General features: G+C 52.1%; 17 protein-coding genes and 1 pseudogene. All 18 read left to right on the plus strand.

Translation table 11 applies throughout. From position 1 onward, the window contains the following. The coding region (locus E2L00_RS00005; RefSeq protein ID WP_167605371.1) for a DUF2345 domain-containing protein at window positions 1-1,527 on the plus strand (1,527 nt) is incomplete at its 5' end. Further along, complete coding sequence (locus tag E2L00_RS00010) at window positions 1,524-3,092, plus strand: T6SS phospholipase effector Tle1-like catalytic domain-containing protein (protein WP_167605373.1); 1,569 nt, start codon at window positions 1,524-1,526, stop codon at window positions 3,090-3,092. The genes E2L00_RS00005 and E2L00_RS00010, both read left to right, overlap by 4 nt. Continuing rightward, entirely contained in the window at window positions 3,089-3,736 is a 648-nt protein-coding gene (locus tag E2L00_RS00015) for a DUF2931 family protein (protein WP_167605375.1), read from the plus strand. Before E2L00_RS00010 ends, E2L00_RS00015 begins: the two co-directional genes overlap by 4 nt. A 308-nt stretch (window positions 3,737-4,044) precedes the next feature. Further along, entirely contained in the window at window positions 4,045-4,251 is a 207-nt protein-coding gene (locus E2L00_RS21775; RefSeq protein ID WP_338031865.1) for a hypothetical protein, read from the plus strand. After that, entirely contained in the window at window positions 4,221-4,448 is a 228-nt protein-coding gene (locus E2L00_RS21780; RefSeq protein ID WP_338031886.1) for a DUF2931 family protein, read from the plus strand. The genes E2L00_RS21775 and E2L00_RS21780 overlap by 31 nt, the downstream gene beginning before the upstream one ends. After that, window positions 4,373-4,549: a DUF2931 family protein gene (locus tag E2L00_RS21445; protein WP_236127681.1), complete on the plus strand. Its 177-nt coding sequence runs from the start codon at window positions 4,373-4,375 to the stop codon at window positions 4,547-4,549. The genes E2L00_RS21780 and E2L00_RS21445 overlap by 76 nt, the downstream gene beginning before the upstream one ends. Window positions 4,550-4,766: 217 nt before the next feature. After that, a pseudogene (locus E2L00_RS00025) lies at window positions 4,767-5,294 on the plus strand (DUF2931 family protein); the annotation flags it as partial. A 97-nt stretch (window positions 5,295-5,391) separates the two neighbouring features. Next, window positions 5,392-6,039 (plus strand): DUF2931 family protein, encoded by a 648-nt coding sequence (locus tag E2L00_RS00030; RefSeq protein WP_167605377.1) that lies wholly within the window; start codon window positions 5,392-5,394, stop codon window positions 6,037-6,039. A 74-nt stretch (window positions 6,040-6,113) separates the two neighbouring features. Then, complete coding sequence (locus tag E2L00_RS00035) at window positions 6,114-6,683, plus strand: tetratricopeptide repeat protein (RefSeq protein WP_167605379.1); 570 nt, start codon at window positions 6,114-6,116, stop codon at window positions 6,681-6,683. A 56-nt stretch (window positions 6,684-6,739) separates the two neighbouring features. After that, a complete protein-coding gene (locus E2L00_RS00040; protein WP_167605381.1) occupies window positions 6,740-7,006 on the plus strand; it encodes a PAAR domain-containing protein in 267 nt (88 codons plus the stop codon). A 3-nt stretch (window positions 7,007-7,009) separates the two neighbouring features. After that, the gene (locus E2L00_RS00045; protein ID WP_167605383.1) at window positions 7,010-8,164 is read left to right on the plus strand and encodes a hypothetical protein; all 1,155 of its coding nucleotides are present in this window, start codon (window positions 7,010-7,012) and stop codon (window positions 8,162-8,164) included. Continuing rightward, complete coding sequence (locus E2L00_RS00050; RefSeq protein ID WP_167605385.1) at window positions 8,151-11,570, plus strand: ImcF-related family protein; 3,420 nt, start codon at window positions 8,151-8,153, stop codon at window positions 11,568-11,570. The genes E2L00_RS00045 and E2L00_RS00050 overlap by 14 nt, the downstream gene beginning before the upstream one ends. After that, window positions 11,570-13,165 carry a type VI secretion system protein TssA gene (gene tssA / locus E2L00_RS00055; RefSeq protein WP_167605389.1) on the plus strand — a complete coding sequence of 532 codons (1,596 nt, stop codon included), beginning with the start codon at window positions 11,570-11,572 and terminating at the stop codon, window positions 13,163-13,165. Before E2L00_RS00050 ends, tssA begins: the two co-directional genes overlap by 1 nt. A 20-nt stretch (window positions 13,166-13,185) precedes the next feature. After that, complete coding sequence (gene tssF / locus E2L00_RS00060; RefSeq protein ID WP_167605391.1) at window positions 13,186-14,949, plus strand: type VI secretion system baseplate subunit TssF; 1,764 nt, start codon at window positions 13,186-13,188, stop codon at window positions 14,947-14,949. Then, complete coding sequence (tssG, locus tag E2L00_RS00065) at window positions 14,904-16,007, plus strand: type VI secretion system baseplate subunit TssG (protein ID WP_167605393.1); 1,104 nt, start codon at window positions 14,904-14,906, stop codon at window positions 16,005-16,007. The genes tssF and tssG overlap by 46 nt, the downstream gene beginning before the upstream one ends. Continuing rightward, window positions 15,988-16,524 (plus strand): type VI secretion system lipoprotein TssJ, encoded by a 537-nt coding sequence (gene tssJ, locus E2L00_RS00070; RefSeq protein WP_201279268.1) that lies wholly within the window; start codon window positions 15,988-15,990, stop codon window positions 16,522-16,524. The genes tssG and tssJ overlap by 20 nt, the downstream gene beginning before the upstream one ends. After that, window positions 16,517-16,969 carry a type VI secretion system baseplate subunit TssE gene (gene tssE, locus E2L00_RS00075; protein WP_167605397.1) on the plus strand — a complete coding sequence of 151 codons (453 nt, stop codon included), beginning with the start codon at window positions 16,517-16,519 and terminating at the stop codon, window positions 16,967-16,969. Before tssJ ends, tssE begins: the two co-directional genes overlap by 8 nt. A gap of 14 nt (window positions 16,970-16,983) precedes the next feature. Further along, window positions 16,984-17,454 (plus strand): hypothetical protein, encoded by a 471-nt coding sequence (locus tag E2L00_RS00080; RefSeq protein WP_167605399.1) that lies wholly within the window; start codon window positions 16,984-16,986, stop codon window positions 17,452-17,454. The last annotated feature ends 114 nt before the right edge of the window (window positions 17,455-17,568 follow it).

Below are 17,568 nucleotides of genomic sequence, written 5' to 3' on the forward strand. Positions count from 1 at the left end.
GCGGTGCCGCCGACACTGCCATCAGAAACAGACAACGGCATAATCATTACCCGCACGGGCTATATTGCCAGCCGTAAAGATGCCCTGACAGTGATGTGGGAGGGGATGCCTTATTACGAGAACCGCTGCTGGCGTCCTGCAGCTAAAAAGCGCCCGGTGGTCAGCGGCACTTTGATGGCGCGCGTGACCAGCGCCAGGGATAACGACATTTACGCCTGGCAGGATGCATCGGGGATGTACCGCGTGAAATTCGATGCTGACCGCGACGATAAACGCCAGGGCATGGAAAGTATGCCGGTACGCTTTGCCAAGCCTTACGGTGGTGACAAGTACGGCTTCCACTTCCCGCTGATCCAGGGCACTGAAGTCGCCATTGCGTTCCATGAGGGCGATCCGGATCGTCCGTATATTGCCCATGCTCTGCACGACTCCCGCCATGTGGACCATGTCACCGAACTGAACAGTACGCGCAACGTAATACGCACTGCCGGTCTGAACAAACTGCGGATGGAGGATAAGCGCGGCGAAGAGCATGTGAAGCTCAGTACAGTGTACGGTGGTAAGACCCAACTTAATTTAGGTCACAATGTCGATGCTTCTAGGGCCCTTCGTGGTGAGGGGGCAGAGCTTCGCACAGACCGACACGTCTCCATTCGCGGAGGGGCTGGCGTGTTCATTACGGCCGATAAACAGCCATTTGCTGGCGATAAAATGCTCTCGATGAAAGAAGCTATTTCCCAGCTGGAAAACGCGCTCAGTATTGCCCGTAGCCTGTCTGACGCCGCAGAAACGGCAGATGCCCTGCCTGCTGATATTCAGAGCCAGGTGGCACTGAATGACGCCCTGAAAGAACTGGTTCAGCCCGGGATGGTACTGAATGCACCAGAAGGTGTGAGCATCACCAGCCCTCAGGCAGTTCGTATGGCCTCGGGAAGCGCCAGTGTCGGGATCATGTCACAACAAAACACTGATATCAGTGCACTCAAGCGCTTTACAGTGGCTGCGGGTGAAGCCGTGAGCATGCTGGCCCGAAAGGCCGGAATGAAACTCTTTGCGGCTAAGGGAAAAGTAGATATCCAGGCTCAGGACGATGCGCTTGATGCAATAGCCAAAAAAGATGTCACTGTAACCAGCACAGAAGGACGAGTGGAAATCACCGCAGCGAAAGATATAGTGCTAAAAAACCTCGATGGTTCATTTATTCAGGTACAAGGTAAGAATATTATTTTGGGCTGCGAAGGAAATATTTTGTGGAAGTGCGCTAATGCGCAGAAAATGGGACCAGCGACGATAAGTTCACCTCCACATGAATTCCCTAAAGGTTATGGAGGTGTTTATGCTCTTAATGATGAGAGTGGAAACATCATTCCGAAGACTGAGTACAAAGTTACTACCGCCGAAGGTCAGATCTTTACTGGTATCTCTGACGAAAGTGGCAAAACAATGCCTATTTATACCTCTATGCCTGGCAAACTTAACATTGAAATACTGGGTACCGGCAATTCAGCAAGGAGTAATAAAGCATGACAGATTACCATGCATGGGAGGCCAATGATTGCGAACATTTCACTGATGTAAACATCTCAGAAAAAACAATCGTTTGTAAACGAAAGCCTGTTCCTGGTATTACCATTACTATTGGGATGTTTTTTGATGGTACAGGTAATAATGTTTTCAATACAGATGAGCGCTTATTGAAAAGTTGTACTCACCTTGATGTTGGTCTCAAAAAAGAAGATCTTGAGCTTTGTACCAAAAAGCTGGGAATGAGTGTAAATGGCAGTGGTAGCTTTATGGGATATTATTCCAATATTCATTGGTTAAATACACTTTATTTCGTTGATGATGAGGTTGTTGAGGATAAAAATCAATTCCAGCGTGCTGTTTACGTTCAAGGTATTGGCACACAAAAAGGCAAAGAAGACAGCTTGGTAGCAATGGGGACCGGGACTTTATCAGAAGGTGTGGTTGATAAGACCGATGAAGATGTTTCTCAAATCGCAAATGAAATCCGAACTTTGCTGGGTGAAGGAAATGGCATAACGAGCGCAATTGAAAAAATTCAGTTCGATATTTTTGGTTTCAGTCGGGGTGCAGCAGCAGCCCGTCATTTTGCAAATCGCGTCAGAAATAATGATAAGGCGATACAACTGGCAATCACTAAGGGGCTTGATGGCCGAAATCAGCATGGTCAGCCTGCCGGTGAAGTGCGGTTTATCGGATTGTTTGACACCGTTTGCGCCGTTGGGCTTGACCCGCACGATGCCATAAATCCGGGAGTAGATCTGGATTTACCTCCCGATATCGCACAGAAAGTTTTCCAGATAGCGGCGATGCACGAGTGTCGATATAACTTTAGCCTGAACAGTATAAAAGAATCGTGGCCAGAACTATCTCTCCCCGGGGTACATTCCGATATTGGCGGCGGCTACAACCCAAATGAACAGGAATATTATTTTTTAACTAAGCCGAAAAATGAAACGGTAAGGGATAGTGTTCCCCCAGGGATTACTGACGTTTATCGACAGACTGCAGCTGAAACACCTGATTTGAGGACATTTCCTAACCTAACCTCTGTAATGTCCAGTGGAGAGGTAAAAACTGAAGCCTGGTATGATTATCTGGTAAACCATGATAAACGGCGTCAGGAGATAATAGAGAAACGCGTCGGCGCTGCTGTGACGCTTAAGCGAGTTGTCCCTAATGACTGGAGCAAGGTCAGCTTAAGGGTAATGCTGGATGCCGCAAAGGAAGCTGGATTAGTTTTTAATGCATATGATCCTTTATCTCCAGATATAAAGCTACCACCAGATCTTGAGTCACTAAGTGAGAAAGCTATTGCTCAAGGAAAGGCGGTAAGGAGCGGTTATGCATCTGTACCTTTTACCGCATCGGAAATTCAGCTGATAGGTAAATATATTCACTGCTCAGCAAACTGGAACCCCGTTGAATTCAAAACTGTATGGCTTGATGGTGATCATATTAGGACTATATATGGGGCAGTAAAAGCGACAGAGGTGTTTGGATTTATTAATCGTCCGAATCCCGGCTGGGCCCGCACAGTATGGAATATGAAAGGAGAAAAAGCATGAGATTGATTACCACTCTATTACCATTTGCTTTTCTTGTGGGCTGCAACAGCAGTTCGGCTACTGACCAGCAAGGGAAGATTAAAGCCCCTTTTGATGAGTGGTACTTTACCTTTTCGACACCTAAAGCATTACCTGCTCAGGTAACACTTGTAAAGCTTATTGATATTAATGGATATGGAAAGGTTTTTCGAACAATAGACCAGCCACAAGGGCAAAGTGTGGGGACATGGAGTCAGCATGCCGGAAAGGGAACTTCACCGTTTAATAAAGCATCTTCCCCACCGCAAGTTATACAATTTTGCTGGGATTCGATTATTGACAAAAAAGTTTATGAAACCACATTAGTGTTCTCTTCTGAAACTAAAAACAAAATGCTTAGCACGGAACCCAATAACTATAGTCCTGAAGACACGTATTACTTTAAGTATATGGTGATTGGCCTTGCACCTGAAGGAAAAGTCAGGGTTTGGCTAAAAAATAACGGCAGGCCTAATCTTGAACAAACTAGCACAGAAATTACAACGGTTTCAGGGATGGATTTAGATATGTGTAAGAACATAACTGGCCATCCCAATGGATTTACATACTATGGAGATACTCCAGAGTTTATAAAAGGCAAGAAATATCCTTACGGTGTTTGGTAGAAATTAAAATAGCGAAGGATTTAAAAGTCTCAACATTAAATAGGCTTTGTGTTGTATTTACCCTAAATAATTCGAGTTGTAGGAAGGTGGCTGGGGGAAAGAGTGCAGCCAACGCCCCTGCAGCTTGAAGTATGATGGGTATAGAATATAAAAGGACAAAAAGCATGAGATTAATTACCACATTATTATCATTGGTTTTTCTGGTGGGCTGCAACAGTAGTTCGGCCACTGGCTAGCAAGGGAAGATTAAAGCCCCTTTTGATGAGTGGTACTTTACCTTTTCGACACCTAAAGCATTACCTGCTCAGGTGACACTTGTAAAGCTTATTGATGTCAACGGTTATGGAAAAGTTTTTTGGACAATAGACCAACCACAAGGGCAAAGTGTGGGGACCTGGAGCCAGCATGCCGGAAAAGGAACTTCGCCTTTTAATAAAGTATCTTCCCCCCCCCGCAAGTTATACAATTTTGCTGGGATTCAATTATTGACAAAAAAGTTTATGAAACTACATTAGTTTTCTCTTCTGAACCTAAAAATAAAATGCTTACTACGGAGCCCAGCAACTATAACTCTGAAGATACTTGTTACTTTCAATATATAGTGATTGGTCTTGCACCTGAAGGTAAAGTCAGGGTTTGGCTAAAAACAATGGTAGACCTAATCTTGAACAAACAGGCACTGAAATCACAACGGTTTCGGGTAATGAACTGAATATGTGCAAAGGCGTTACGGAAAGTGATTTTTCCTATGGGTATAGTAATACAACCAAAGAGTTCATCAAGGGTAAAAAATATCCTTATGGTTTATGGTGAATAATCGTATTTTGAAGACGGTGTCGTGTTCAATACTCTCTAGTCGTCTGAACTTTTGGTCGGTTTAAGTAGCCTGGAATATTCAGGGATGGAAATCATGAAATCAATCACAAGACTAATTTCGCTTTTATTACTTGCGGGTTCTGTTAGTGCCTGTGCTAGTGAGAAATCAAACAGTCTCAAAACGCCATGGGACAAGTGATATTTCGCCTTCACTACCCCAAAAGCCTTACCGGCACAGGTTACTTTATTAAAGCTGTTAGACGTTGATGGTTATGCATCGACATATCGGACTATTGATCAGCCACAAGGCATAAGCGTAGGAAAATGGAGTGAGCGTAACTCAGCAGGAAATACACAGTTTAATAAAGCCGACAGGTTGCCACAGATAATGATATTTTGCTGGGACTCAATCATTGATAAAAAGGTTTATCAGTCCACTTTGTTTTTTACTCAAGATACATGGAATAAGATGACAACCCCTTATCCTGATGTCTTAGAGCCTGGGAAAGATGCATATCGGCAGACGATGCTGATAGGATTAGCCCCGGAAGGGAAAGTACGAGTCTGGCTAAGACAATATGGTCATTCGGATATTCCATTAAATGATACAAGAATAACAACTGTTTCAGGTAAAGACCTTGATATGTGTAAAGAGGTAACCAAAAGCAATTTTAGTTATGGTTATGATGAAGATATCTTAGGGTTTATAAAAAACAAAAAATACCCTTATGGGTTATGGTGAAACATCATCTTTAAAAGACGGTAGTGCACTAAATATCCGCGAATCATCCAAACCTCGGTTGGGGGGGCGCTGTCTGGAATATGCAGGGAGGGAAATCATGAAATCAATCGCCAGACTAATTTCGCTTTTATTACTTGCGGGTTCTGTTAGTGCCTGTGCCAGTGAGCAACCTAACAGTCTTAAAACCCCTTGGGGCAAATGGTATTTCGCCTTTACTACCCCAAAAGCTTTACCGGCACAGGTTACACTATTAAAGCTTTTGGATGTTGATGGTTATGCATCGACGTATCGGACTATCGATCAGCCACAAGGGATCAATGTAGGTAAATGGAGTGAACGTAACTCTGCGGGGAATACACAATTTAATAAAGCCGATAGATTGCTACAGATAATGATATTTTGCTGGGACTCAATCATTGATAAAAAGGTTTATCAGTCCACTTTATTCTTTACTCAAGATACATGGAATAAGATGACTACCCCTTATCCTGATGTCTTAGAACCTGCAAAAAATGCATACCGACAGACTATGCTGATAGGTTTGGCCCCGGAGGGGAAAGTACGAGTCTGGCTAAGACAATATGGCCATTCAGATATTCCTTTAAATGATACAAGAATAACTACAGTTTCAGGTAAAGACCTTGATATGTGTAAAGGTGAAACGAACTTTCCTAATGGCTATGAATATAGCGAGAGTATAAAAAAATTTGTAAGTGGGAAAAAATATCCTTATGGAACTTGGTGAGTTATCATTATTTAAAATGAAAGTTGGTTGCCAGCAGTCTCTAATTTTTTGTGATTGTTCTGCAATGGGGGGTTATGAAATCACTTTTCTACTTATTTTTGTTGTCTATCTCTATCCCTGTTTTTTCTCAATCAATCGTTATCGACCCTACGTCCGCAACAACTAAAGCCGACGATGCAAACTCAATTGCCAATATGTATCGTATGGGCATGGGTGTTCCGAAGGATATGAAAAAAGCATTTGAACTCTATCAGGTCGCTGCTGAACTCGGAAACACGGATGCTCAGGTCGATTTAGGTGATATGTATTATTCTGGCGAAGAAATTTCTCAGAGTTACGAAAAGGCCAATTATTGGTATGAGAAGGCTGCGAAAAATAACAGCGCTAAAGCTCAGATGTATTTAGGTTACGCATACCTTAATGGAAAGGGCGTCGCTGTGGATTATGATAAAGCCAAAAATTTTCTTGAGATTGCAGTTAAACAAAGCGAGCCTTCAGCCATGTATCATTTAGGTACGATGTATTTTGATGGTAAAGGGATAGCTGTAAATAGAAGTAAGGCCATCCCACTGTTCCAAAAAAGCTGCTCCGAAGGTGATTCTAATGCGTGTGATAAGTTAAAGGAAATTAATATAGAGAAATAATGTTTTTACCTGCATAAAGAAATGAATATGCGGAAATCAAAAAAGTGGAGTTTCGTATGTCTAAAGGCTTTGTATTGATTGGTGATAAAACCACGCATGGCGGCCAGGTCATTTCTGCCTCATTAACAATAGTAGTAAATGGAAAAAAGGTAGCTCTCGTGGGTGATAAGGTCAGTTGCCCAAAAGATGGGCATGGCATTAATGCCATTATTGAAGGATCGCCTGAATGGACCTCTGACGGTAAAGCCGTGGTTGTGGATGGTTGCCACTGTGAGTGCGGTTGTCAGGTGATCTCCAGTGCACCGGATTGTGTAATAGGATAAGTAATGAGCTGGGAGCGTCAGAAATCAACAATATCGACTAAGCCTGAAGAACCTTCATTCATCCTGTGGATGATGTTGGGGGTTTTCGCGCTGGTCGGTTGTGTACTGCTGTTTGTCCTGCATGCCAATAAACTGGCAGGGCCACTTCAAACATTTAATCTTTGGGCTGTCACCGCAGGCCCTGCAGTTGTCTGGTTTTTCTTTTTGTGTCTGCGTGGCTGGATCTATAACAATGCTTTTGACAGACACGAATTTGAAGCCAATGAGGCAGAGTATGCGCAACAACAATGGATGGAGTGGTCTGGACGCAATATCGCAGTATTACACAGTGGTGTAATGCTGCCTGCAAATCTGACATCTCAAAATTTTATTGCAGCCCCGCCAACGTTGGAGCAGAGCACATCTCTGACCCAACGAATTTGTCTGCAAGATCATGAGACGCTTTTTTCAGTTCTGTTGACCGGGTTAAGTCCAGTACTGGCAAAGTTGCCTTTAGATTTAGCACCAGCGGTCACGCTACTGACAGATTCTCACGATGACATACTGGTATTGCAGGATGCATTTGCGCAGGCCTGGCAGCCAGCCATTCTGGATCTCCCTGTTCCACAGTTGACAATTCTTACGTCAAAGACCTTCCTCTCACTGGATGAGCGAATTAAATCACCAACGCTGGATGTGGATTTAATCCTTATTCACCAGACACAGGGACGGGACGCGTACAGTGATGCACTCGCAATCCTGTTGTTGACCTCCGATGATGTCGCCACAAAATACAATCTTTCGCTTAATGCCCGTCTTTTGCGGCCAATGGCTTTTGATATGGCGATTTCAGAAAAATTGCTGGATACATTTTTCTCGACACAAACTCAGGCCTGTGCCACCGCCAGTATTGTCGGCGACAGAGTGGAATGGGGTAAGGCATTTTCTGATTTGCTCGCAGCGACACAGGATTATGGCGGTCACTGGAAACCTGAACAACTCCACTGGCTGGAAAAATATGCCGGGCTCAGCGGCCCCTTTTCTCCATGGGTAATGGCAGCAGTCGCCAGCGATATCGTGAACATACAAAAAGCAGACTGTCTGATGCTTTCTACAGATGGTGAGCAGAAATTTATTAATACAGTGCAAACAGGGAACCGAAACGATGACCACGGGTGATTCAGCATGGCGCGGAGGCTGGGGAAGACTGGGCTTCTCCGTGCTTTTAGCAGGCGGAATTGCCTGGGGTATCTGGCACTTTGGCGATCAAATGGGGCTGCATACTCCGCTACTTAAAGGGTTGGTCATTGCCGGTGCCCTGATTTTATTGATGCTGTTGCGCCACGGCAAAACCATTACGCTTGCCATCAAACAGGGCTGGCATCGCTTTCAGGCAAAACGCAAAAATGTTCTGCCCGTCGATGAGGGGCGTGTTGAGCAGACTGCCCCCCATAACGTTACCGTTGACACCATCCGTGACGCCATGCGTAACCTCTACGGTCGACGCTGGGGCTGTAAAACCCGCATCCTGCTAATAACCGGTACAGCTCCTGAAGTGGAGCAGTTGACCCCGGGTCTTACGGCTCAGCTCTGGCAGGAAGACCGCGGCACGCTGTTGCTGTGGGGCGGTGACCTCAATACGCCAGCTGACAGTGCCTGGCTGACCGCGCTGCGCAAACTGCGCCGTCGCCCGGTGGATGGGCTGGTGTGGGTCACCTCGGCCTTTGACCAGCTCTCAGCACCAGGGCTGGAACAGCCGCTGCCGGTACCGTCTGAAGGCACCATGGATTCCCTGTCTCACGCCATCAGCGCACGTATGGAAGCGCTTGGCTGGCATCTCCCGCTGTATGTCTGGTCCCTGCACCCGCGCGCCGGTAAACCGGAAGGGCGCATTACTCAGGCTACCGGTTGTCTGTTACCTGACGGTTGCCGTACCGAAGGGCTTGCAGAGCAACTCTCTGCCCTGACGCCAGATTTGACTTCACAGGGTCTGCAGCAGACCTGCGATGCGGTGAAACATAACTTCCTGCTGACGCTTGCCGACCAGCTCATTCGTGAGCCGGAAAGCGTGACCGCGCCGCTGTCGGTGATGCTCAATCCGTACCGCCCGCTGCCGCTGGCCGGCGTGGTGTTCAGTCAGCCTTCTGCCGGTGCCGAACGCGCCGTGCCGCACCACTGGGGCATGGATAAGCGCTGGGATGTTCTGCCTGAGTCTGTCCGGACGCTCCCTGCCGGACTGCGACCGCGTAAACCGGGCATTCCATGGCGCAAAGTGTTTGCGTCAGTTGCTGCCCTGGCGATGGTGGGCTGGGCTGTGTGGATGGGTATCGCGTATGTCACCAACCGCAGCCAGATAGATGGCGCTAATGCCCATGCCGCACTTGCCGCCCGACAGAATCAGCCGCTGGAGCAGCGCCTGCACGCGCTGTCTGAACTCCAGAAAACGCTGGCACGTCTGCAGTACCGTTCTGAGCATGGTGTGCCGTGGTACGAGAAGGCCGGGCTGAGCCAGAACAATGCGTTGCTGGCGGCACTCTGGCCTCGTTACCAGAACAGCGCCCAGCCTCTGTTGCGCGATGCGGCAGCGGACCATCTGCAGACTCAGCTCAGTGCCTTCAATGCGCTGCCGCCGGGCAGCCCGCTGCGTGAACAGATGGCAAAAACCACCTGGGAGCAGCTCAGGCTCTACCTGATGCTGGCCCGTCCGGAACACATGGACGCCGCCTGGTTCAGTTCGGCGCTACTGCACGACTGGCCAAAACGTGATGGCGTGAAAGACGGTGTCTGGCAGGGCGTAGCCCCGTCACTGCTGTCGTTCTATGGCGCGCAACTGGCGACACATACTGAGTGGAAGCTCCGTGCGGATGAGAGCATGGTCAGCCAGGCGCGCTCCCTGCTGGTACGCCTGATGGGCGTACGTAACAGCGAATCAACCCTGTACCAGAAGATGCTCTCCCAGGTGGCGCGTCTGTATGTCGATATGCGTCTTGAAGAGATGACTGGTGATACCGATGCTGCCCGCCTGTTCAGCACCACCGAAATTGTACCGGGGATGTTTACCCGACAGGCATGGGAGCAGGCGGTACAGCCTGCCATTGAGAAAGTGGTGAAGGCGCGCCGGGATGAGCTGGACTGGGTGCTCACGGACAGCAAACAGCAGGCGAATAAACAGGATGATACCTCCCCGGAAGCGCTGAAAAATCGCCTGACTGAGCGTTACTTTGCCGACTTCGGCGGGGCCTGGCTGGCGTTTCTCAACAGCCTGCGCTGGAACCAGGCCGCCACGCTGTCGGACTCTATTGACCAGCTGACACTGATGGCCGACGTACGCCAGTCACCTCTGGTGGCGCTAATGAACACCCTGAACGTGCAGGGGCGCACCGGGCAGACTGGCGAGGCGATTTCAGACTCCCTGGTGAAATCAGCCAAAAATCTGCTGGGCGGTGACAACAAGGATGCCATTGACCAGAGTGCCGGCGTACACGGTCCACTGGATGCAACCTTTGGCCCGGTTCTGGCACTGATGGACAAGAATCGTACCGGTGCGCAGGAGCAAAGTTTGCAGTCATACCTGACCCGCGTGACGCAGGTGCGTTTGCGCCTGCAGCAGGTGACTAATGCCGCTGACCCTCAGGCAATGACCCAGACCATCGCCCAGACCGTATTCCAGGGTAAAGCCGTGGACCTCACAGAAACCCGTGACTACGGCAGTCTGATTGCCGCCGGTCTGGGTCAGGAGTGGAGCGGCTTTGGTCGCACGGTGTTTGTGAGCCCGATGGAGCAGGCCTGGCAGCAGGTTCTGACCCCGGCGGCTGGCGGCCTCAATGCCCAGTGGCAACAGGCGGTGGTTGCTGAGTGGAACAGTGCCTTTGGCGGCCGTTATCCGTTTAACAATTCCAGCAGCGATGTTTCACTGCCGCTGCTGGCTAAATACCTCAACGCAGATTCCGGGCGTATCGCACAGTTCCTGCAGACCCGCCTTAAAGGTGTGCTGCACAAGGAAGGCAACCACTGGGTGCCGGACAGCATCAACTCGCAGGGGCTGGCCTTTAACCCGGCGTTCCTTAACGCCATCAACACGCTGAGTCATATCTCGGATATGGCCTTCACCGAAGGCAATGCCGGCATGAACTTCGAACTGCGTCCGGGTACTGCCGATGGCGTGATGCAGACCGACATAATTATCGACAGCCAGAAGCTGACTTATGTGAACCAGCTACCGGCGTGGAAGCGCTTCACCTGGCCTGCAGATACTGAGGCTCCGGGTGCAAACCTGAGCTGGATTAGCACACAGGCGGGCACCCGCCAGTATGCAGATATTCCTGGTGCCTGGGGCTGGATCCGCCTACTCGATAAAGCCGCCGTCAGTGCTTACCCGGGCGTGGGCAGCAGTTACAGCCTGAGCTGGAAGGCCCCGGACGGCCGCTCGCTCAATTACACCCTGCGCACCGAAGCGGGAGAAGGCCCGCTGGCACTGCTGAAGCTGCGTAATTTCCGTCTGCCGGAGACCATCTTCAGCGTAACCGGCGCGACAGCGTCAGACCCGGTTGCCAGTGCAGGCGATGATGCCGGGGAGGCGTACTGATGAGCACGCTCAATGCCTTACTCAGTGCCTGCCAGACCGAGCAGGCACCGCTGCTTGCCGCCACCCGTGAGCGTGTGGCGCAGTGGGACAGCTGGTTCCAGCCGCTGTCCGGACCCTCGCCCGTTGGTGGAGATCCGGGTTACGACGATGACTTCCAGCAAATGCGCGAGGAGGTCAACAAACTCTCCGGGGCGGACACGGAGCTTATCTGTCGGCTGGCGGAGAAGTTACTGACCACCACCGCCAAAGATATTCGTGTGACGACGTACTACTGCTGGGCGAAACTGCACCGCGAAGGCGAGCAGGGGCTGGCGGAAGGGCTCGAACTGCTGGCCGGTCTGCTGGAGCGCTTTGGTACACAACTGCACCCGCAGCGTGACCGCAGCCGCAAGGCGGCACTGGAATGGCTGGCGGGGTCGCGCATGACCGACTCACTTTCCCTGTACCCGGAAGTGGTCAGGGAAGAGGCGATGCGTACCACCGGTGCGCTTCTGCTGATAGCCGGGCTTACCGAAAATGAGCAGGATGAAACCCGCCCGGAACTCAATGCGCTGTACGGCGCCCTGGAGAGTCGCCTGCAGAAAGCCGGCGGTGTGGATGCCGTGGTACCGCAGAACGCCAGTGCAGGAGAAACACCGCCTCCGGCGAGCCACAGCGATGCGCCGTCAATCGGGCGGATCACGTCCGGTCAGGATTTGCTGGCCCAGGCCCGCACACTCACCGAATACCTGCGCGAGCAGCCGGATGGCTGGCTGTCAGCGCACCATCTGATGAAAAGCCTGCGCCATGACACCCTGCGGGCTATTCCTGCCCCGGATGCGCAGGGCCGTACGCGCATCGAGCCGCCAAGGGCGGATCAGCGCGCGTTACTCAAACGCCTCTACCTGCAACAGAACTGGACTGAAATGCTGGAAACGGCCGACAGCACCTTTTCCCGCGGTGCTAATCACCTGTGGCTGGATTTGCAGTGGTATATCCACCAGGCGCTGACGAAATCCGGCCAGGAGACGCTGGCCGACATTGTCGCCGCTGATCTGAAAGGGCTGCTGTCGCGACTGTCCGGGCTGGAGACGTTGGCATTCAGTGACGGTACCCCGTTTGCGGACGAAGTGACGCTGAACTGGATCCAGCAGGGTGTGCTGGATACGGTCGGCGGTTGGGGCAACGACACCTCATCCGCTCCGGTCACCGCCGGTAACGATGACATTCTGGCGCTGGAGCCGGAAGCCGTGGCGCTGGCCGACAGTGAAGGCCCGGATGCCGCGCTGGGCTGGCTACAGACCCGGCCGGGTATGACCACCGATCGTCAGAAATGGCTGTTGCGTCTGCTGATGGGACGAATTGCCGAGCAGTACGGTAAAAATGACCTGGCGGTGCACCTGTTTGCAGAGCTGGGTGAGCGTGCAGGAGAAGTGACCCTCAGTGACTGGGAGCCTGAGCTGTTGTTCGAGGTACAGGCCCGCCATCTGAAACTCCTGCGGCTGAAAGCCGGTCGCAGTGAGGCTGATAAAGCCCGCCTTACACCGGTAATGGACCAGTTACTTGCCGGGCTGATCGCCGTCGATCCTGCCCGTGCCGCCGTGCTTTGCGGTTAAATCCACAGGAACAGAAATAAATGGAAGATTTGACCCTGCGCTATTTCGATGCAGAAATGCGCTATCTGCGTGAAGCCGCGAAAGAGTTCGCGCAAACCCATCCTGACCGCGCCGCCATGCTCGACCTTGATAAGGCCGGAACACCCGATCCCTACGTTGAACGTTTGTTTGAAGGTTTTGCCTTCTCGATGGGACGGCTGAGGGAGAAGATTGACGACGACCTGCCGGAACTGACCGAAGGGCTGGTCAGTATGCTTTGGCCATACTACCTGCGTACCATTCCATCGCTTTCGGTGGTGGCGTTCACGCCTGCGCTTCAGGCGGTGAAGATGGCGGAAGTGATGCCCGCGGGTCTGGAAGTGTACTCCCGCCCGGTGGGGCCGAAAAACACGATCTGCCGCTACCGCACCACCCGCGATGTGATGCTCAACCCGCTGAATATTTCAGGGGTGACCATGGCCACTGAGCCTGACGGGCGTTCGCTGCTGCGGATGCGCTTTGCCTGCAGCGCGCAGGCGGACTGGTCACATGCGGACCTCAGTCACCTGAGCCTCTATCTCGGCGCGGATGCCCCCGTCAGCAGTCAGCTGCACCTGATGCTGACCAAACGGCAGGACGCCCTGTATATGCGCCTGCCCGGGCAGACCGACCGCATTCACCTTGACGGGTATTTCTCGCCGGGAGGATTTGCGGAGGAAGACGGATTGTGGCCGAAGGGTGATACTGCCTTCAGTGGTTACCAGCTGCTGCTGGAGTACTTCACCTTCCGCGACAAGTTTATGTTTGTCCACCTCAACGGCCTGGATGGCATTACGCCACCTGCCGGGGCGGAGTACTTTGATATTGAAGTGGTGTTCAGCGCGCCGTGGCCGTCTGACCTGCCGGTCACTGATGATGCCGTTCGCCTCCACTGCGTACCGGTGATTAATTTGTTCACCCTGGAAGCTGACCCGCTCACCATCACCGGTCTTGAGAGTGAGTACCTGCTGCGCCCCAAACGGCTGCAGGACGGACACACCGAGATTTATGCCGTGGATTCGGTTACCGGCTCAAACCGGACTAATGACGCAGAGTACGTGCCGTTCAGCAGCTTCCGCCACAAAGGCGGGATGATGCGTCGCCATGCCCCGCCGCGCTACTATCACACCCGCGTAAAACGCAGCGTGACCGGGCTGTACGACACCTGGCTGATTCTGGGCGGTCATCAGTGGGAGGATGACCGGCTGTTTGAGCGCGAAGCCGTCTCGCTGCAAATCACCGGGACTAACGGCCAGCTACCGCGCCGGGCGCTGCAAAGCACGCTGCTCGACAGCTGTGAGCAGGTGGTGCAGACGCCGCTGTCGGTGAAAAACCTCTGCAAACCCACGCTGCCGGTTTATCCGCCTGTGGAAGACCGTTTCCACTGGCGGGTGCTGAGCCATCTCGGTTCCGGGTTCCTGAACATGATGAGCACCGCCGAAGTGCTGCGCGGGACGCTGGCGCTCTATAACTGGCAGGAAGATGAACTGAACACCCGCCGTCTGGAGGCGATTCAGCAGGTAGAGCACCACCGCCTTCAACGTTTTGAGCAGGGCTTCCTGCTGCGGGGGCTGGATATTGAGGTAACCCTCGACAGCAATGGATTTACGGGCGAGGGCGATATTCACCTGTTCGGTGAAATGCTTAACCGGTTCTTTGCGTTGTATGCCGATATGAACCAGTTCAACCAGATCACCCTCATCGTTCAGCCAGAAGGAAAATGCCTCCGGTGGAAAGAGAATCACAGTCCGCGCCTGCCCGGCTGATAGCGCAGCTGGATGACAGGCTGCCGTACATAAATTTTTACCGCTTCTGCCAGTTGCTGGAGCAGAGTCAGCCGGATAAACCGGTCACCGGCAGCACCTGGCAGGTGCGCCATGAGCCGGTGCGCTTCCGGCCCCATCCGGGGATGGGATTCCCGGCCTCTGAAATCAAAGGCGTTGAGCTACCTGAGCATCCGCACCTGCCGCCGACGGTACGTATCACCTTTATGGGGCTCTACGGCGTGGAGTCTCCGCTGCCGACGCACTATATCAATGACATCACCCAGCGACGGGAAGGGTACGAGGCAACCGCCGATTTCCTCGATATCTTCAATCACCGGCTGATTGCCCAGTACTACCGCATCTGGCGGAAATATTCGTATCCGGCAACCTTTGAGGAAGGTGGTAAGGATAAAACATCGCAGTATCTGCTGGGGCTGGCAGGACTCGGGATTGACGGCTGCACGGACAGTATCGCGACCCCGGCTTCGCGCTTTCTGGCGCTGCTGCCGGTCATGCTGCTGCCAGGACGGACTGCAGAAGGTATGGCCTCTCTGGTGCGTCTGCTGGCACCCAACACGCAGGCGAAAATCTGGCACCACGACAAACGCCGTGTGCCGCTGAAGAAGCCCCTGACCATGAGCGTGCGCCAGCCTGTCACCCTGACAAACCGTCCGGTGATGGGCAACTATGCCACCGACGTGAACAGCCAGGCGCTGATGCGCCTGACCACCACTGACCCGACTGAAGTACAGGGCTGGTTACCGGGCGGGGAGCTTCACACTGATTTAATGGCGCTGCTGCATGTGTATCTTGGCTCGCGCCTCGATGTCCGCCTGCAGTTGTGTGTCGACCGCAGCCTGCTACCGAACGCGACGATGAGCACGAAACCCAAAGCAGGCGCTGTTCAGCTGGGGGGCACCGCCGTGATGCGGCCGCTGAATGCGGCGAATACCACCGCACACCCCAAAACCATAACCATCAATCTTGGCCGCTATGAGCGAGTACAGGAAAATATTCACCGCAGGGAGACCGATGAAGATGGCGATTATCGCTGGTAAATTCCCCCTGGCTGCGCTGGTCGCCGGTATCACACTGGTGCTGGCAGGCTGTGGGTTAACCCAAAAAGTCACAGATGGCACGGTTGCTGTGACCAAATCAATATTTTATAAGCAGGTGAAAACCCTGCACCTCGATATCCAGGCCCGTGAGGCGGTCAACAACAATGCAGGCGGCGTTGCGCTGTCCACGGTAGTGCGTATCTACCAGCTTAAAGACCGCAAAACCTTCGACAGCACGGACTACCCGTCACTGTTTAAAGCTGACAGTCAGGCCATTAAAGCAGACCTGGTGGCGGAGAGAGATATTCGCCTGCAGCCGGGCGGAGCGGTGATGGTCGATATGCCGATGGAGGAGAGCGCCCAGTATGTGGCTGTGGCCGGAATGTTTATGTCACCGGATCAGGCGAACAACACCTGGCGGGTGGTACTCAGCCGTGATGTCCTTGATCCGGATAAGGCACGCGTCATCGAAGCGGGCAACAACCGACTGACCCTGCAGGCGCTGAAAGATGAGTGAGTCAGCCCGTCCTTCACTGTATGAAATGCTCTACGGCAACTTCACCGGTGGCCTCGACCTCCATCAGGTCAGCGAGCAGAACCAGGTCATTCTGTCTGTGCTCGACAATATGCAGCGTATCCTCAACTGCCGCGCAGGTACGCTGGCGCACCTGCCTGATTATGGTCTCCCGGATATGACCAAAATCCTGCAGGGCATGCCGGGAACGGCCCATGAACTGATGGGCACATTGTCTGCCGTCCTGCTCAAATATGAGCCACGTCTGAAAAAAATAGCCGTTGTCCTGCTGGAGCAGAGTGTCCCGGGTCAATTGCGTTACGCCATTGATGCTGAACTCAAAGATGTCGGTCTTGTACGTTATGACACCGAGTTTATGCCCGAAGGGCGGGTCCTGTTGCGCCATCTGAAGCAACAGCAGTACCTCGACACAGCAACCCGAATGTAAGGCCTGATAACACCATGTCAGTCAAATCACAGTTTCTCAAAAAACTGCAGACCAGACAGCCCGCTCCGGCTTCATCTGTCAGCAAGAGTCAGGCCGATATTGCAGAGTTTCGCCTGCGAATGGGGCAGCTTCAGGAACAAATGGACGAATGGCTGATGGATACCGGACTGAACGTGGAACCGCTCTCAGCATCCGTCACGGACCTGCTGGTGGAGGGCAGGGCTTTTGAGATTGCAGCTATCCTCCTGCGTTACGGCGACCGGGTCGTAAAGTTTGTGCCGGTATTCCTGTATGGTCAGGGTGTGACCGGATGCGTGGAGGCTACCTTCCATGATGGAGGGCATGTTACTTCACTGGGGCGTTTATTTATGCGGTCAGGTACTGTGAGTGACTGGGCCTTTACTCCGCCTGGTGCTTTATCTCGCCCTGGGCAGGGTTTTGATGAGAGCACGTTTTTTGGCCTGATTTTAGCGCTCCTTCCATAGCGGAACCGGAATGAGTAATAGTTATTTTTTGCCTGTTAGTCATTGCGTATTTACCTGACGAAGCAGTCATTAGCTGACGGGGAACAGAGCCCCAAAATAACAAAATAAATCACG

The organism is Cedecea colo, from assembly GCF_011808225.1.
Lineage (GTDB): Bacteria > Pseudomonadota > Gammaproteobacteria > Enterobacterales > Enterobacteriaceae > Dryocola > Dryocola colo.

Excerpts from the sequence above, each read along its gene's own strand:
- E2L00_RS00040 (WP_167605381.1), top strand. The coding sequence starts at position 6,740 with ATGTCTAAAGGCTTTGTATTGATTGGTGATAAAACCACGCATGGCGGC.
- E2L00_RS00035 (WP_167605379.1), top strand. The coding sequence starts at position 6,114 with ATGAAATCACTTTTCTACTTATTTTTGTTGTCTATCTCTATCCCTGTT.
- E2L00_RS00050 (WP_167605385.1), top strand. The coding sequence starts at position 8,151 with ATGACCACGGGTGATTCAGCATGGCGCGGAGGCTGGGGAAGACTGGGC.
- E2L00_RS00080 (WP_167605399.1), top strand. The coding sequence starts at position 16,984 with ATGTCAGTCAAATCACAGTTTCTCAAAAAACTGCAGACCAGACAGCCC.
- E2L00_RS00015 (WP_167605375.1), top strand. The coding sequence starts at position 3,089 with ATGAGATTGATTACCACTCTATTACCATTTGCTTTTCTTGTGGGCTGC.
- E2L00_RS00010 (WP_167605373.1), top strand. The coding sequence starts at position 1,524 with ATGACAGATTACCATGCATGGGAGGCCAATGATTGCGAACATTTCACT.
- E2L00_RS00030 (WP_167605377.1), top strand. The coding sequence starts at position 5,392 with ATGAAATCAATCGCCAGACTAATTTCGCTTTTATTACTTGCGGGTTCT.
- tssE (WP_167605397.1), top strand. The coding sequence starts at position 16,517 with ATGAGTGAGTCAGCCCGTCCTTCACTGTATGAAATGCTCTACGGCAAC.
- tssA (WP_167605389.1), top strand. The coding sequence starts at position 11,570 with ATGAGCACGCTCAATGCCTTACTCAGTGCCTGCCAGACCGAGCAGGCA.
- tssF (WP_167605391.1), top strand. The coding sequence starts at position 13,186 with ATGGAAGATTTGACCCTGCGCTATTTCGATGCAGAAATGCGCTATCTG.
- tssG (WP_167605393.1), top strand. The coding sequence starts at position 14,904 with ATGCCTCCGGTGGAAAGAGAATCACAGTCCGCGCCTGCCCGGCTGATA.
- tssJ (WP_201279268.1), top strand. The coding sequence starts at position 15,988 with ATGGCGATTATCGCTGGTAAATTCCCCCTGGCTGCGCTGGTCGCCGGT.
- E2L00_RS00045 (WP_167605383.1), top strand. The coding sequence starts at position 7,010 with ATGAGCTGGGAGCGTCAGAAATCAACAATATCGACTAAGCCTGAAGAA.